Raw genomic sequence first — 13,251 nt, 5'->3', positions numbered from 1 at the left:
AACAATTTACAGCATTTTTAATAATCATCGCGTTCCCTGGCCTTTACGCAAAATATGTGATGAAGATAACTAAAACAGTGTTTTATTTTGATTGAATCAATATTCCACTGAATGCAAGATAACACCCGACGCAACATCCCTGAGGATTGTGACAAACAGACGTATGCCACATTCGATTATGTATCACGCAGGGAGAAAGAGGGTTTCCCGCCGTTCTCTTTGTGAAATAACAAATTGAAATCAAATAATATTTATCGACTTGTCCGTTAGTTCCGCGCGACAAGATGTGAGGACTTTTATGAAAATTAAAGCCACGATTGAACGCATCCCTGGCGGGATGATGTTGATCCCTCTGCTGCTCGGCGCAATTTTAAATACCCTGGCCCCGGATACCGGCGCCTATTTTGGTTCATTTACAAAAGGCATGATCAGCGGCACCGTGCCGATTCTGGCCGTCTGGTTCTTCTGTATTGGCGCCTCGATTGATTTGCGCGCTACCGGGACGGTATTACGTAAATCGGGTACGCTGGTTATTACTAAAATAGCCGTGGCGTGGGTGGTCGCGATGATTGCCGCCTCGTTTATCCCGGATACCGGTATTCAAACCGGCTTCTTCGCCGGTTTGTCCGTACTGGCGATCGTCTCCGCAATGGACATGACCAACGGCGGCCTGTACGCCAGCCTGATGAACCAGTACGGCACCAAAGAAGAGTCCGGCGCGTTCGTCCTGATGTCTCTGGAATCTGGCCCGCTGATGACGATGGTGATTCTGGGCTCCGCAGGCCTCGCCTCCTTCGAACCGCATCACTTTGTCGGCGCCGTGCTGCCGTTCCTGATTGGCTTCACATTAGGCAACCTGGACCACGACCTGCGCGCGTTCTTCAGCAAAGCTACGCCGGTGCTGATCCCGTTCTTCGGCTTTGCGCTGGGTAACACCATTAACCTGAGCGTGATTGTCGATACCGGCCTGCTGGGCATCCTGCTGGGTGTCGCGGTTATCATTATTACCGGTATCCCGTTGATTATCGCAGACCGCGTCATTGGCGGCGGTAACGGCACTGCGGGCGTCGCGGCCTCCTCTGCGGCAGGCGCTGCGGTAGCAAACCCGGTGATCATCGCGCAGATTAACCCGGCGTTTGAACCCGTCGCCGCGTCCGCCACGGCGCTGGTTGCCGCCAGCGTGATTGTGACGGCGATTCTGGTTCCGATTATCACCGCCCTGTATGCAAAACGTTTCGGCAACGTCCCGGCGCCGGGCAACGCGGAGGCAAACCCAACGGAATCCCTCCATCACTAAACGTCATACGTCCCCTCTCAGCCCACGAGAGGGGACGGCGCAAAAATCTCCTCAATCATCGCATCCACCAGGCGCTGTGCCGAACACAGCCTTGGCATCCCCAACGCCACCGTCTGCCAGCGCTGGGTCACTGACCAGCACACCGGATGTTTATCGGGATCGCACCAGTCGCCAATCCAGCTCAACATGTCATTGTGCTCCCCCGCGCCGGCCACGGCGGGCGAATGAAGCCACTGATGGTAATAATGACGCGTGGTGGGCGCGGCGTGAATACTGTGCGCCAGATAATCGGTAGCCATCGCGCGCAAATTATCTTTCAGCATCGCGACCACTTCCATATTGCCCAACCGACAGGCATCGCCAAACGGCCCCCAGCGCAACTCCTCCAGCGCGACAAAACAGCGCCCCGGCAATGACCAGCCGTCATAGGCTCCGGCGCGCCAGCGGGTAAAAATCTGCTCGCTGTGTTCGCCCGCCTGCACCGTCAATCCACGCCGGGTCAGCGCCTTCTCTTTATGTTCGCTGCGCCGGGCAAACCCGTCGCTCAGCGCCGCTAACTGCTGCGTGATGCCAGGAATAGCTTGCCCTCTGGGGCTTTCCGTCTGTTGCAGAAGGGTCAATTGCCGGGAAATGCGCGTCAGCGCCAGATGGCCGGGATCGAGCATCCCCGCCAGTTTTTCCACCAGCTTAAGACGCATCATCAGATGCTCATTGAATACGCCCGCCATGACCCAGGCGCGAAGCTGCGTCTGGCTCAGAATTTCTTGCGTCAGGCGTTCGCGAAAACGCTGCTGCTGTTGCAGGTTGCCGCCAGGTCGCTTCGGCTCTTCTCCCTGAACCAGATCGACCATAAACTTCGGGTGGATGCATTCCAGCATCCGTCCCGGGCCTTCCAGTAACACGTTCGTCATGAGTGCTCGGCTGCAAAAAGGGTCTGGATATCATCACGTAACAGGCGGGAATCTTCATGAATCCACCGGGTGGCGGAGATACTGTGCTGTAACTGTTGGCTCAGTCTGTTCACAACCGATTCATGTTGCTGGCGCGTCACCAGACTCTCGCGCAAGCTCTCCTGCAATCCCGACAGACACAACGAAAAATCGGCAAAAAAGGTCGCCATACCTGCCGTAACAGAAACATCGACCTGGGCATCTAAAGCTTTATGAATTTGTTGGAAGAAATGGCTGACATGCTGGATCAGAGTGTTATGCAATACCGTTATATCAATGACATAGCGTGTCCTGGCTTCCACATAATCATTCCATCCCCAGTTCGGTTGATTCAGCCAGCGCGCAAAGGTGTCGCGCACGCCGCCCGCGCGAGGCGAGGCGCCTTCCGGCGGGTTCTCCTGAGCGACCGCCTCGCTAAACAACTGTTGAGTATTGAAGTTAAACATACTGGCATGAAACGTCGGGAAGCTGATTCGCGCCCGGAACCCCGCCTGGCTCAGATCGTCTTTTACCCGCGCCTCAATTGGCCGCATCGCGTCATTTAACACCCGGCTTAGCGTCGATTCGAGCTGTTCGAAACGCAGCGCCAGATCGCGGCTAATGTTCTCCTGCGCCGCCAGTAATACCGCTTCGCATGACGCACGCATTTTGCTTAAAACGACCTGCGCCTGCCTTTCGTTATGCAGCACCAGCGTTTCGCCCTCGACCACCGCCTCCTGCTCAGGGGAAAGCGGATCGCGCGGCAGCCACGCCACCACGCTCTCTTCGCAAAAAAGCGGCGCGATACGGTGCAAAATATCGGCCTGCTGCTGGCTCAGGAACGTGTTCGCCGCCTCCATCATCCGTTCAACTTCATGGCCGACCTCATCGCTCACGCGATCCTGGCTCACCTGAAGCTGTCGCATATCTTCTTCGACGCGGGAAATATTGACCTGCAACGCGTCATGCGCCACCGTCAGCCCGTGATAGCGAAAATCCAGATATTCACGCGCGCGCTGTGCGTAATTCAATAACTTATGCGACGCCGACCGGAGCGCATACAGTGAGGCGTTGGCGTAAGCGGCGTGAATCAGCCGCTGTACGGGCTGTTCAAATAGCGAATCTTCCCACAGCAGATCGGCGGCATGACGAATATGTTCGATATCATCAAGATCGGCGCTCCGCCAGCGCCTGCCGAGCGCGGCCTCGGCAAAATCCTGCACCCAGCGCTGTTCCTGATGATCCGGCAACCGCCCGTGCACCCGCAGTTCGTGACGCGCGCGGTTCGCCAGATACCCCCACATGGAAGAGACCGGAAAAATTTGCCCGGGCGTAATGCTGCCATTCATCAGCGTGCCGGAAATCAGCGCGCGAACCTGTTCTTCATCGTCGCTGTTGCGGTCTTTCTGATCGAACTTATTCACCAGCGCGTACAGCGGCACGGATTTCCCCACCGCCGCAATGGCCTGGCGCACCTCTTCATCCGAAATGGATTTCAGTTGGGTGTAATCCATCACCGCCAGTACGGCAGAAGCGCGCGCCAGCTGTTCATTAAGCATCTTTTGCAGGTGCGGCTGCCCGGCTTCATTAGGGCCGGGCGTATCCAGTAGCGTCAGTTGCCCCGGATAGTTCTCCAGCCCCGCCAGATGCACAAACTCCACCTCAATCACCGGAATATGTTCAATCGCGGCATACGCCGCAAAAGGAAAATCGACCCCCAGCGCTTTTGACAAGCGCACCAGATCGTTCAGGCTTTTCAGACAGTGGAAGATGGGCTGCGCGCCCAGGTAATGACGCTCAAAAGCCACGCCCTTTTCAATTCGCTGGAGCAGCGCATTCATGTCTTTATCGATTTCCAGCACCTGGGTCAGATGCTGGCGATCGCACGCATGCATACGCTGTTGCAGCGTTTGCATGAGCATATCAATCGGCGCGACGTGAGAAAAATGCAGCACCGGCTCTTTCTGCCCTGGCGTATGGCGAATCAGCGTCGGTAACGCCGTCATCGGCCGATTACGATTAGGTAAGACTTCGGTTCCGACAATGGCGTTAATTGTCGTCGACTTCCCAGCCTTCATCGTCCCGACAATCGCCAGCACCATCTCCAGGCGCGTTATTTTACGTAGCTCATTATTGAGCGTGCCGTGCTGAGCCTCCACGTCACGCCCGCTAACATGCTGAGGCCGGGTATTTTCATTCCCTTCCCCACCTTCCTGAGCGGCGTCATCCAGCGAAGCCACAGGCAGTTGTTGCAATAACCGGAGATGTTCCAGAGAAAGCAGCAACAATCTTTCCGCTTCCTGGCTTAATTCATATATTGTCTGTGTGTACATGGAAAATCTTTCCTTAACGCAAACTTTATTACTTTTATTTAGCCGGATGATTTTATTTGTTTGCTTTTCGGCTTTTATAATTACGTGTGGAAATAATTTTATTAAAATAACTTATTGTTAATATTAGAGATATTTTTATCAACCACACCTGTCTCTCTTACTGTGTAAAAGTAAGAGGGATAAAGATTTATAACGCGTCTGGTCGTTCCTCTCACCTTATCTTAAATAGTAAAACGTAGCAATTTCCCTTAAAAAAATAGTCATGACATTTTTCTTACCCTGGCGGCAACCTTCAGCCACAGGTTGTCGTATCCTTAAATTGCGAGTAGTCCCGACAACGTTAAGGATTTTGTGTATAATTGCGGCCTTTTTCGGCAATCTGCCATTTTTTGGGCGCTTTTGCCCCTGCTGACTTTTTTGAGGAAATCGACATGTCATTACCCCATTGCCCACAATGCAACTCCGAATATACCTACGAAGATAACGGCATGTTCATCTGCCCGGAATGCGCCCATGAATGGAACGACGCAGAACCGGCGCAGGACAGCGACGAACTGATCGTAAAAGATGCCAACGGCAACCTGCTGGCAGACGGCGACAGCGTGACCGTTGTTAAAGATCTGAAAGTAAAAGGCAGTTCTTCCATGCTGAAAATTGGCACCAAAGTGAAGAACATCCGTCTGGTTGAAGGCGACCACAACATTGATTGCAAGATCGATGGCTTTGGCCCGATGAAGCTGAAATCTGAGTTCGTGAAAAAGAACTGATTTTTCCAGGCCCGGTAAGGCGTTTACGCCGCCATCTGGCATTTATTGCCCGGTGGCGCTTCGCTTACCGGGCCTACGATAACTACACTTAACTGGCTTCTCTTACCTGAGGTCACGATTATGCCGTTAAGTCCCTACATCTCTTTTGCCGGTCACTGTGCCGACGCTATCGCGTACTACCACAAAACGTTAGGCGCGGAACTCCTCTATAAAATCACCTTTGGTGAAATGCCCCCGCCAGAGCAGGGCAGCGAAGACGGTTGCCCGTCAGGCATGCAATTCCCTGATACCTCCATCGCCCACGCCAACGTGCGCATTGCAGGCAGCGATATCATGATGAGCGACGCCGTCGCGTCGGGGAACGCGAGTTACTCCGGTTTTACGCTGGTGCTCGACACGCAGGATGTCGCCGAAGGGAAACGCTGGTTTGATAACCTGGCCGCACAGGGACAAATCGAAATGGACTGGCAGGAAACCTTCTGGGCGCACGGTTTCGGGAAAGTGACCGATCAATATGGCGTACCGTGGATGATCAATGTGGTGAAACAGCCGCAGCCGACAGAGTAAACCGACGGGAGGCGCGCCCTCCCGTGCTGTCATCGAAGCCCCTTCAATTCTTCATCGTCAAGTAACCATCCCTTAACTAAAACGTCACATTAATCCGCCACGATGGGGCCACTTTTTTAGGGAGGCCGCATCATGCAAACGGTTATTCGCGTCGAGAAACTCTCCAAAACGTTCAATCAGCATCAGGCGCTGCATGCGGTTGATCTGAACATCTCTTCCGGTGAGATGGTGGCTCTGCTTGGGCCTTCCGGTTCCGGCAAATCCACCCTTTTACGTCACTTAAGCGGTTTGATTACCGGCGATAAAGCGCCGGGCTGCCATGTCGAGCTACTGGGCCGCACGGTACAGCGTGAGGGCAAACTGGCGCGGGACATCCGCAAAAGCCGCGCTCACACCGGCTACATCTTCCAGCAGTTCAACCTCGTGAACCGTCTGACCGTACTGGAGAACGTGCTGATCGGCGCGCTCGGCAGCACGCCGTTCTGGCGTACCTGTTTTAGCTGGTTCACCCAGGCGCAGAAGCAGCGCGCGTTACAGGCGCTGACCCGCGTCGGGATGGCGCACTTCGCGCATCAGCGCGTATCGACGCTTTCCGGCGGACAGCAGCAGCGCGTTGCTATCGCCAGGGCATTGATGCAGCAGGCGAAAGTGATCCTCGCCGATGAGCCGATCGCCTCGCTGGACCCGGAGTCGGCGCGCATTGTGATGGACACCCTGCGCGACATTAACCAGACCGACGGCATCACCGTGGTCGTCACGCTGCATCAGGTGGATTACGCCCTGCGCTACTGCGAACGCATTGTGGCGCTGCGTCAGGGGCATGTGTTCTATGACGGCAGCAGCCAGCACTTTGATAACGATCGTTTTGACCATCTCTACCGCAGCATGAACCGCGTCGAACAGAACGCGCAGGCTGCTTAACATCCCCACAATGAGGAATGGAAATGAGCTACAAAGCCGTTGCCGCGCTGGCGTTCACCAGCATGTTCAGCATCAGCACCTTGTTAAGCCCGGCACATGCGGAAGAACAGGAAAAAGCACTGAACTTTGGCATTATTTCGACCGAATCACAGCAAAACCTGAAGCCGCAGTGGGACCCGTTCCTGAAGGACATGGAAAAGAAACTGGGCGTCAAAGTGAACGCCTTCTTCGCGCCTGACTATGCGGGCATCATTCAGGGAATGCGCTTCAACAAAGTGGATATCGCCTGGTACGGCAACCTCTCGGCGATGGAAGCCGTGGATCGCGCTAACGGTCAGGTATTTGCCCAGACCGTCGCCGCAGATGGATCGCCGGGCTACTGGAGCGTGCTGATCGTCAACAAAGACAGCCCGATCAATAACCTGGACGATCTGATCGCCAAACGTAAAGATCTCACCTTCGGCAATGGCGATCCGAACTCCACCTCTGGCTTCCTCGTCCCCGGTTATTACGTCTTCGCCAAAAACGGCATCTCCGCCAGCGACTTCAAACGCACCGTTAACGCCAGCCACGAAACCAACGCGCTGGCCGTCGCCAACAAGCAGGTGGATGTCGCAACCAATAACACCGAAAACCTCGACAAACTGAAAACCTCCGCGCCGGACAAGCTGAAAGCACTGAAGGTTGTCTGGAAGTCGCCGCTGATCCCGGGCGATCCGATCGTCTGGCGTAAAAATCTCTCCGAAACCACCAAGGACAAGGTGTACGACTTCTTTATGAATTACGGCAAAACAGCGGAAGAGAAAACCGTGCTGGAACGCCTGGGCTGGGCGCCGTTCCGCCCCTCCAGCGACCTGCAATTGGTGCCGATTCGCCAGCTGGCGCTGTTTAAAGAAATGCAGGGCGTGAAGGACAACAAAGGGCTGAACGAGAGCGAAAAAACCAGCAAAACCTCCGCGATTAAAGCGCAGCTGGACGATCTCGACCGCCTGACCGCCGCGCTGGGCGCGATGACCAGCGTCACCAAAGCGGTGCAGTAAACCTGATACCCGGTGGCGCTTCGCTTACCGGGCCTACGATGTTCTGTAGGCCAGATAAGGCGCAAGCGCTGCCATCCGGCAATAAACGACGCACGGAGCTAAACATGCAAAGCATCACCGTCGCCCCGCCAAAGCGTAGCTGGTTCTCGCTCCTGAGCTGGGCCATCCTTCTCGCCGTCCTGGTCGTTTCGTGGAAGGGCGCCGAAATGGCCCCACTCACGCTAATTCAGGATTCCGGCAACATGGCGACCTTCGCCGCCGACTTCTTCCCGCCGGACTTCAGCCAGTGGCAGCACTATCTGGGCGAAATGGCCGTCACCCTGCAAATCGCCGTCTGGGGCACTGCGCTGGCGGTCATTCTGTCGATTCCCTGCGGCCTGATGTGCGCCGATAACCTCGTGCCGTGGTGGATTTACCAGCCGATGCGTCGCCTGATGGACGCCTGCCGCGCGATTAACGAAATGGTTTTCGCCATGCTGTTCGTGGTCGCCGTTGGTCTCGGGCCGTTTGCCGGGGTCATGGCGCTGTTTATCCACACCACCGGCGTGCTCTCCAAGCTGCTTTCTGAAGCGGTGGAAGCCATTGAACCCGGCCCGGTTGAAGGCATTCGCGCCACCGGCGCCAACAAAATTGAAGAGATCCTCTACGGCGTGCTGCCGCAGGTTATGCCGCTGCTCATCTCCTACTCGCTGTACCGTTTTGAGTCCAACGTCCGCTCCGCCACGGTGGTCGGCATGGTGGGCGCAGGCGGCATCGGCGTCACGCTGTGGGAAGCGATTCGCGGCTTTCAGTTCCCGCAGACCTGCGCCCTGATGGTGTTAATCATCATTACCGTCAGCCTGCTGGATTTCCTCTCCCAGCGTTTGCGTAAGCACTTTATCTGATTAGCGAGGTCTTGATGGCTATGCACTTGTCTACACATCCGACCAGTTACCCAACGCGCTATCAGGAGATTGCCGCGAGACTTGAGCAGGAGCTTCGCCAGCATTACCGCTGCGGCGATTACCTTCCGGCGGAACATCAGCTTGCCGCCCGCTATGAGGTGAACCGCCACACGCTGCGCCGCGCCATCGACCAGCTCGTGGAGCGCGGTTGGGTGCAGCGTCGCCAGGGCGTCGGCGTGCTGGTGCTGATGCGCCCGTTCGATTACCCGCTCAATGCCCAGGCGCGCTTTAGCCAGAATCTACTGGAACAAGGCAGTCATCCCACCAGCGAAAAACTGCTGGCGGTGCTGCGCCCGGCATCCAGCCACATCGCCGATGCGCTGAGCGTCAAAGAGGGCGATAACGTCATCCACCTGCGCACCCTGCGCCGGGTAAATGGCATCGCCCTGTGCCTGATCGACCATTACTTTTCCGACCTCGCCCTCTGGCCGCTGTTGCAGGGCTTTAACCACGGTTCGCTGCATGACTACCTGCGCGAGCAGTGCGGTCTGGCGCTACAGCGCACCCAGACGCGCATCAGCGCTCGCCGTGCGCAGGCCAAAGAGAGCAAGGTGCTGGAAATTCCCAACATGGCGCCGCTGCTGTGCGTGCGCACGCTGAACCACCGTGACGGCGAGGAAAACGCGACGGAGTATTCCGTCAGCCTGACCCGCGCCGACATGATCGAATTCACTATGGAGCACTGACGGAATGCACTTCGATACCGCCACTCGCCAGCGCTGGATGCGCGCGCTGGCTTACAGCAACGCCGACGCGCTTAACGTGAAAATGCAGGCGCTGAAACTCACGCCGGAATATGAACTGATTCGCGCCCCGGAAACCGGACTGATGCAGATTCAGGCCCGCATGGGCGGCACCGGCAACCGCTTTTTCGCCGGAGATACCACGCTGACCCGTGCGGTGGTGCGTCTTAAGAGCGGCACGCTGGGCTACAGCTACCTGCTGGGGCGCAACAAACACCACGCCGAGCAGTGCGCCATCATCGACGCGCTGTTGCAGGAGCACACTCACTTCCAGACCTTAATGGAAACCTTAATTGCCCCGCTGGAGGCGGAACGCGACGCACACATTACCGCTCGCCGCGCCGAAGTAAACGCCAGCCGGGTCGACTTCTTTACGCTGGTACGCGGAGATAACGCATGACCCTACAAACCGCCTTTACCCTGCCCGTTCAGGACGCGCAACAGAGTTTTCGTCGCCTGCTGAAGGCGATGAGCGAGCCGGGGGTGATTGTCGCCCTGCATCAACTGAAGCACGGCTGGCAGCCGCTGAATCTGGCCACCACCAGCGTATTGCTCACTCTGGTCGACGGCGACACCCCGGTATGGCTCGCGCCGTCCATCAACAACGACATTGCCAGTCAGAACCTGCGCTTTCACACCAGCGCGCCGCTGGTTGAACAGCCGCAGCAGGCCGCCTTTGCCGTCGCCGATGAACACATCAGCAGCGAGCAGCTAAATGCCCTTTCCGCCGGAAGCGCCGTCGCGCCGGAAACCAGCGCCACCCTGATCGTCCAGGTCGCCAGCCTGAGCGGTGGACGTATGCTGCGCCTGACCGGGGCGGGTATCGCCGAAGAACGCATGATTGCCCCGCAGCTGCCGGAGTGCCTCATCCATGAACTGACTGAGCGCCCGCACCCGTTCCCGCTGGGGGTCGATCTCATCCTCACCTGCGGCGAGCGACTGCTGGCGATTCCGCGAACCACCCATGTGGAGGTGTGCTGATGTACGTAGCCGTCAAAGGGGGCGAAAAGGCGATAGCCAACGCCCACGCGTTGCAGGAAAACCGACGCCGGGGCGACGACACCCTCGCCGAACTGAGCGTGGCGCAAATCGAGCAACAGTTGAACCTGGCCGTGGATCGCGTGATGACCGAAGGAGGCATCGCCGACCGTGAACTGGCCGCGCTCGCCTTAAAACAGGCCAGCGGCGATAACATCGAAGCCATCTTCCTGCTGCGCGCGTACCGCACCACGCTGGCAAAGCTGGCGGTCAGTGAGCCGCTGAACACCGCAGAGATGCGTTTAGAGCGCCGTATTTCCGCCGTCTACAAGGATATTCCCGGCGGGCAGTTGCTGGGGCCGACCTACGATTACACCCATCGCCTGCTCGATTTTACCCTGCTGGCGAACGGCGAAACGCCGCCGCTGCGTACCGCTGACGCCATGCAGGACGCCGCGCCGCACGTTTTTTCTCTGCTGGCGAACCAGGGGCTGGCGAAGCGTGAAGAAGACAGCGGCGCCGTGCCGGATGACATCACCCGCACGCCGCCGGTTTACCCTTGTTCGCGCTCCTCACGCTTGCAACAGCTGATGCGCGGCGACGAAGGGTATCTGCTGGCGCTGGCGTATTCCACGCAACGCGGCTACGGACGCAACCACCCGTTTGCCGGTGAGATCCGCAGCGGCTACGTCGGGCTGGAAACGGTGCCGGAGGAGCTGGGATTTGCCGTGAACGTCGGCGAACTGCTGATGACGGAATGCGAAATGGTCAACGGCTTTGTCGCACCGGAAAACGACGCGCCGCACTTTACCCGCGGCTACGGACTGGTGTTCGGCATGAGCGAACGTAAAGCAATGGCGATGGCGCTGGTGGAAAGAGCCCTACAGGCACCCGAATACGATGAAACGGTCACGGGCCCGGCGCAGGACGAAGAGTTCGTGCTGGCGCATGCGGATAACGTCGAGGCGGCGGGTTTTGTTTCGCACCTCAAACTCCCCCACTACGTCGATTTCCAGGCTGAACTGGAACTGCTCAAACGCCTGCAACAGGAGGCCGCCCGTGACGACTAACCTCTCCGGCTACAACTTTGCTTATCTCGACGAGCAAACCAAACGCATGATCCGCCGCGCTATTTTAAAAGCGGTGGCGATCCCCGGTTATCAGGTGCCGTTCGGCGGGCGTGAAATGCCGATGCCCTATGGCTGGGGAACGGGCGGCATTCAGCTTACCGCCAGCGTGATTGGCGAGCCGGACATTCTGAAAGTGATCGACCAGGGGGCGGATGACACCACCAACGCCGTGTCGATCCGCAACTTCTTTAAGCGCGTGACCGGCGTGAACACCACCGAGCGCACCGAAGACGCGACGCTGATCCAGACCCGTCATCGGATCCCGGAAACGCCGCTGACCGAAGATCAGATCATTATCTTCCAGGTGCCGATCCCTGAACCGCTGCGTTTTATCGAACCGCGCGAAACCGAAACCCGCACCATGCACGCGCTGGAAGAGTACGGCGTCATGCAGGTGAAGCTGTACGAAGATATCGCCCGCTTCGGCCATATCGCCACCACCTACGCCTACCCGGTGAAGGTCAATGACCGCTACGTCATGGACCCGTCGCCGATCCCGAAATTCGACAACCCGAAGATGAATATGATGCCCGCGCTGCAACTGTTCGGCGCGGGGCGCGAAAAACGCATCTATGCCGTGCCGCCCTGGACCCGCGTGGAAAGCCTCGATTTCGACGATCACCCGTTCACCGTACAAACCTGGGATGAGCCCTGCGCCATCTGCGGTTCAACACACAGCTATCTCGACGAAGTGGTGCTGGATGACACCGGCAAACGGATGTTTGTCTGCTCCGACACCGATTATTGCCGCCAACAGAGCGAGGCACTCATCAAATGACGCAACCGCTGCTTTCAGTCAATAACCTGACCCATCTCTACGCGCCGGGCAAAGGCTTCAGCGATGTTTCTTTTGACCTGTGGCCTGGTGAAGTGCTGGGCATTGTCGGGGAGTCCGGTTCCGGCAAAACCACCCTGCTGAAATCGATCTCCTCGCGCCTGACGCCGCAGTCCGGCGACATTTTGTACCAGAACCGTTCACTGTACGGCATGAGCGAAGCCGACCGCCGCCGCCTGCTACGCACGGAATGGGGCGTGGTGCATCAGCATCCGATGGACGGACTGCGCCGCCAGGTCTCGGCGGGCGGCAATATCGGCGAACGCCTGATGGCCACCGGCGCGCGTCACTATGGTGAAATCCGCGCCACGGCGAAGCGCTGGCTGGAGGAGGTGGAAATTCCGGCTTCGCGCATCGACGACCTGCCGACCACTTTTTCCGGCGGGATGCAGCAGCGTTTGCAGATCGCCCGCAACCTGGTCACTCACCCGAAGCTGGTGTTTATGGACGAACCCACCGGCGGACTGGACGTTTCCGTACAGGCAAAGCTGCTGGACCTGCTGCGCGGCCTGGTGGTGGAACTGGATCTGGCTGTGGTGATTGTCACCCACGATTTGGGCGTGGCGCGCCTGTTAGCAGACCGTCTGCTGGTGATGAAGCAAGGTCAGGTGGTGGAAAGTGGATTAACCGACCGCGTGCTCGACGATCCACACCACCCTTATACCCAGTTGCTGGTGTCGTCGGTATTGCAGAACTGATTTTTTGTTTTGCCGGGTGGCGCTTCGCTTACCCGGCCTACAAAAAGCGCACCTGTAGGCCGGATAAGG

Annotated in this window: 14 protein-coding genes; 12 read left to right on the top strand and 2 right to left on the bottom strand. The window is 57.5% G+C overall.

Annotated features, from left to right (window positions below; genetic code table 11):
- The first annotated feature begins 298 nt into the window (after positions 1-298).
- Positions 299-1,297, top strand: a complete 999-nt coding sequence (gene kdgT / locus OGV83_RS18945; protein ID WP_012134529.1) for a 2-keto-3-deoxygluconate transporter — start codon at positions 299-301, stop codon at positions 1,295-1,297.
- A gap of 17 nt (positions 1,298-1,314) precedes the next feature.
- On the opposite strand, the gene OGV83_RS18940 is transcribed toward kdgT, so the two are convergent.
- Both OGV83_RS18940 and crfC read right to left on the bottom strand, forming a co-directional pair.
- Positions 1,315-2,208 carry a diguanylate cyclase regulator RdcB family protein gene (locus OGV83_RS18940; RefSeq protein ID WP_012134530.1) on the bottom strand — a complete coding sequence of 298 codons (894 nt, stop codon included), beginning with the start codon at positions 2,206-2,208 and terminating at the stop codon, positions 1,315-1,317.
- Positions 2,205-4,559: a clamp-binding protein CrfC gene (gene crfC / locus OGV83_RS18935; protein ID WP_286464347.1), complete on the bottom strand. Its 2,355-nt coding sequence runs from the start codon at positions 4,557-4,559 to the stop codon at positions 2,205-2,207. The genes OGV83_RS18940 and crfC overlap by 4 nt, the downstream gene beginning before the upstream one ends.
- Positions 4,560-4,990: 431 nt before the next feature.
- On the opposite strand from crfC, the gene OGV83_RS18930 reads away from it, so the two are divergent.
- The 11 genes from OGV83_RS18930 to phnK all read left to right on the top strand — a co-directional run bounded on the left by OGV83_RS18930 (position 4,991) and on the right by phnK (position 13,182).
- Positions 4,991-5,326, top strand: coding sequence for a zinc ribbon domain-containing protein YjdM (locus OGV83_RS18930; protein WP_003031835.1), 336 nt, complete (start codon positions 4,991-4,993; stop codon positions 5,324-5,326).
- A 120-nt stretch (positions 5,327-5,446) separates the two neighbouring features.
- Positions 5,447-5,893, top strand: coding sequence for a VOC family metalloprotein YjdN (yjdN, locus tag OGV83_RS18925; protein ID WP_047459584.1), 447 nt, complete (start codon positions 5,447-5,449; stop codon positions 5,891-5,893).
- Positions 5,894-6,025: 132 nt separating this feature from the next.
- Positions 6,026-6,814, top strand: a complete 789-nt coding sequence (gene phnC / locus OGV83_RS18920; protein WP_012134537.1) for a phosphonate ABC transporter ATP-binding protein — start codon at positions 6,026-6,028, stop codon at positions 6,812-6,814.
- Positions 6,815-6,837: 23 nt separating this feature from the next.
- Positions 6,838-7,854, top strand: coding sequence for a phosphonate ABC transporter substrate-binding protein (phnD, locus tag OGV83_RS18915; protein WP_024130817.1), 1,017 nt, complete (start codon positions 6,838-6,840; stop codon positions 7,852-7,854).
- A gap of 104 nt (positions 7,855-7,958) precedes the next feature.
- Positions 7,959-8,738, top strand: a complete 780-nt coding sequence (gene phnE / locus OGV83_RS18910; protein WP_012134539.1) for a phosphonate ABC transporter, permease protein PhnE — start codon at positions 7,959-7,961, stop codon at positions 8,736-8,738.
- Positions 8,739-8,758: 20 nt separating this feature from the next.
- Positions 8,759-9,484, top strand: a complete 726-nt coding sequence (gene phnF, locus OGV83_RS18905; protein WP_024130818.1) for a phosphonate metabolism transcriptional regulator PhnF — start codon at positions 8,759-8,761, stop codon at positions 9,482-9,484.
- 4 nt (positions 9,485-9,488) lie between these two features.
- Complete coding sequence (gene phnG / locus OGV83_RS18900) at positions 9,489-9,941, top strand: phosphonate C-P lyase system protein PhnG (protein ID WP_058668432.1); 453 nt, start codon at positions 9,489-9,491, stop codon at positions 9,939-9,941.
- On the top strand, positions 9,938-10,522 hold the full coding sequence (phnH, locus tag OGV83_RS18895) for a phosphonate C-P lyase system protein PhnH (protein ID WP_058668431.1): 585 nt from the start codon (positions 9,938-9,940) through the stop codon (positions 10,520-10,522). Before phnG ends, phnH begins: the two co-directional genes overlap by 4 nt.
- On the top strand, positions 10,522-11,589 hold the full coding sequence (locus tag OGV83_RS18890) for a carbon-phosphorus lyase complex subunit (protein WP_012134543.1): 1,068 nt from the start codon (positions 10,522-10,524) through the stop codon (positions 11,587-11,589). The genes phnH and OGV83_RS18890 overlap by 1 nt, the downstream gene beginning before the upstream one ends.
- 46 nt (positions 11,590-11,635) lie before the next feature.
- The gene (phnJ, locus tag OGV83_RS18885; protein WP_065422776.1) at positions 11,636-12,427 is read left to right on the top strand and encodes an alpha-D-ribose 1-methylphosphonate 5-phosphate C-P-lyase PhnJ; all 792 of its coding nucleotides are present in this window, start codon (positions 11,636-11,638) and stop codon (positions 12,425-12,427) included.
- Positions 12,424-13,182 (top strand): phosphonate C-P lyase system protein PhnK, encoded by a 759-nt coding sequence (phnK, locus tag OGV83_RS18880; protein ID WP_047459591.1) that lies wholly within the window; start codon positions 12,424-12,426, stop codon positions 13,180-13,182. The genes phnJ and phnK overlap by 4 nt, the downstream gene beginning before the upstream one ends.
- Positions 13,183-13,251 lie beyond the last annotated feature (69 nt).

Source organism: Citrobacter sp. CK189, from assembly GCF_030333505.1.
GTDB lineage: Bacteria > Pseudomonadota > Gammaproteobacteria > Enterobacterales > Enterobacteriaceae > Citrobacter_B > Citrobacter_B koseri.
This window is presented reverse-complemented; position numbering and strand designations above follow the sequence as displayed.

Bases quoted from the DNA above. Each gene is read 5' to 3' on its own strand.
- crfC (WP_286464347.1), bottom strand. From the start codon at position 4,559: ATGTACACACAGACAATATATGAATTAAGCCAGGAAGCGGAAAGATTG.
- phnH (WP_058668431.1), top strand. From the start codon at position 9,938: ATGACCCTACAAACCGCCTTTACCCTGCCCGTTCAGGACGCGCAACAG.
- OGV83_RS18890 (WP_012134543.1), top strand. From the start codon at position 10,522: ATGTACGTAGCCGTCAAAGGGGGCGAAAAGGCGATAGCCAACGCCCAC.
- OGV83_RS18930 (WP_003031835.1), top strand. From the start codon at position 4,991: ATGTCATTACCCCATTGCCCACAATGCAACTCCGAATATACCTACGAA.
- phnK (WP_047459591.1), top strand. From the start codon at position 12,424: ATGACGCAACCGCTGCTTTCAGTCAATAACCTGACCCATCTCTACGCG.
- kdgT (WP_012134529.1), top strand. From the start codon at position 299: ATGAAAATTAAAGCCACGATTGAACGCATCCCTGGCGGGATGATGTTG.
- phnD (WP_024130817.1), top strand. From the start codon at position 6,838: ATGAGCTACAAAGCCGTTGCCGCGCTGGCGTTCACCAGCATGTTCAGC.
- phnE (WP_012134539.1), top strand. From the start codon at position 7,959: ATGCAAAGCATCACCGTCGCCCCGCCAAAGCGTAGCTGGTTCTCGCTC.
- OGV83_RS18940 (WP_012134530.1), bottom strand. From the start codon at position 2,208: ATGACGAACGTGTTACTGGAAGGCCCGGGACGGATGCTGGAATGCATC.
- yjdN (WP_047459584.1), top strand. From the start codon at position 5,447: ATGCCGTTAAGTCCCTACATCTCTTTTGCCGGTCACTGTGCCGACGCT.
- phnC (WP_012134537.1), top strand. From the start codon at position 6,026: ATGCAAACGGTTATTCGCGTCGAGAAACTCTCCAAAACGTTCAATCAG.
- phnF (WP_024130818.1), top strand. From the start codon at position 8,759: ATGCACTTGTCTACACATCCGACCAGTTACCCAACGCGCTATCAGGAG.
- phnG (WP_058668432.1), top strand. From the start codon at position 9,489: ATGCACTTCGATACCGCCACTCGCCAGCGCTGGATGCGCGCGCTGGCT.
- phnJ (WP_065422776.1), top strand. From the start codon at position 11,636: ATGATCCGCCGCGCTATTTTAAAAGCGGTGGCGATCCCCGGTTATCAG.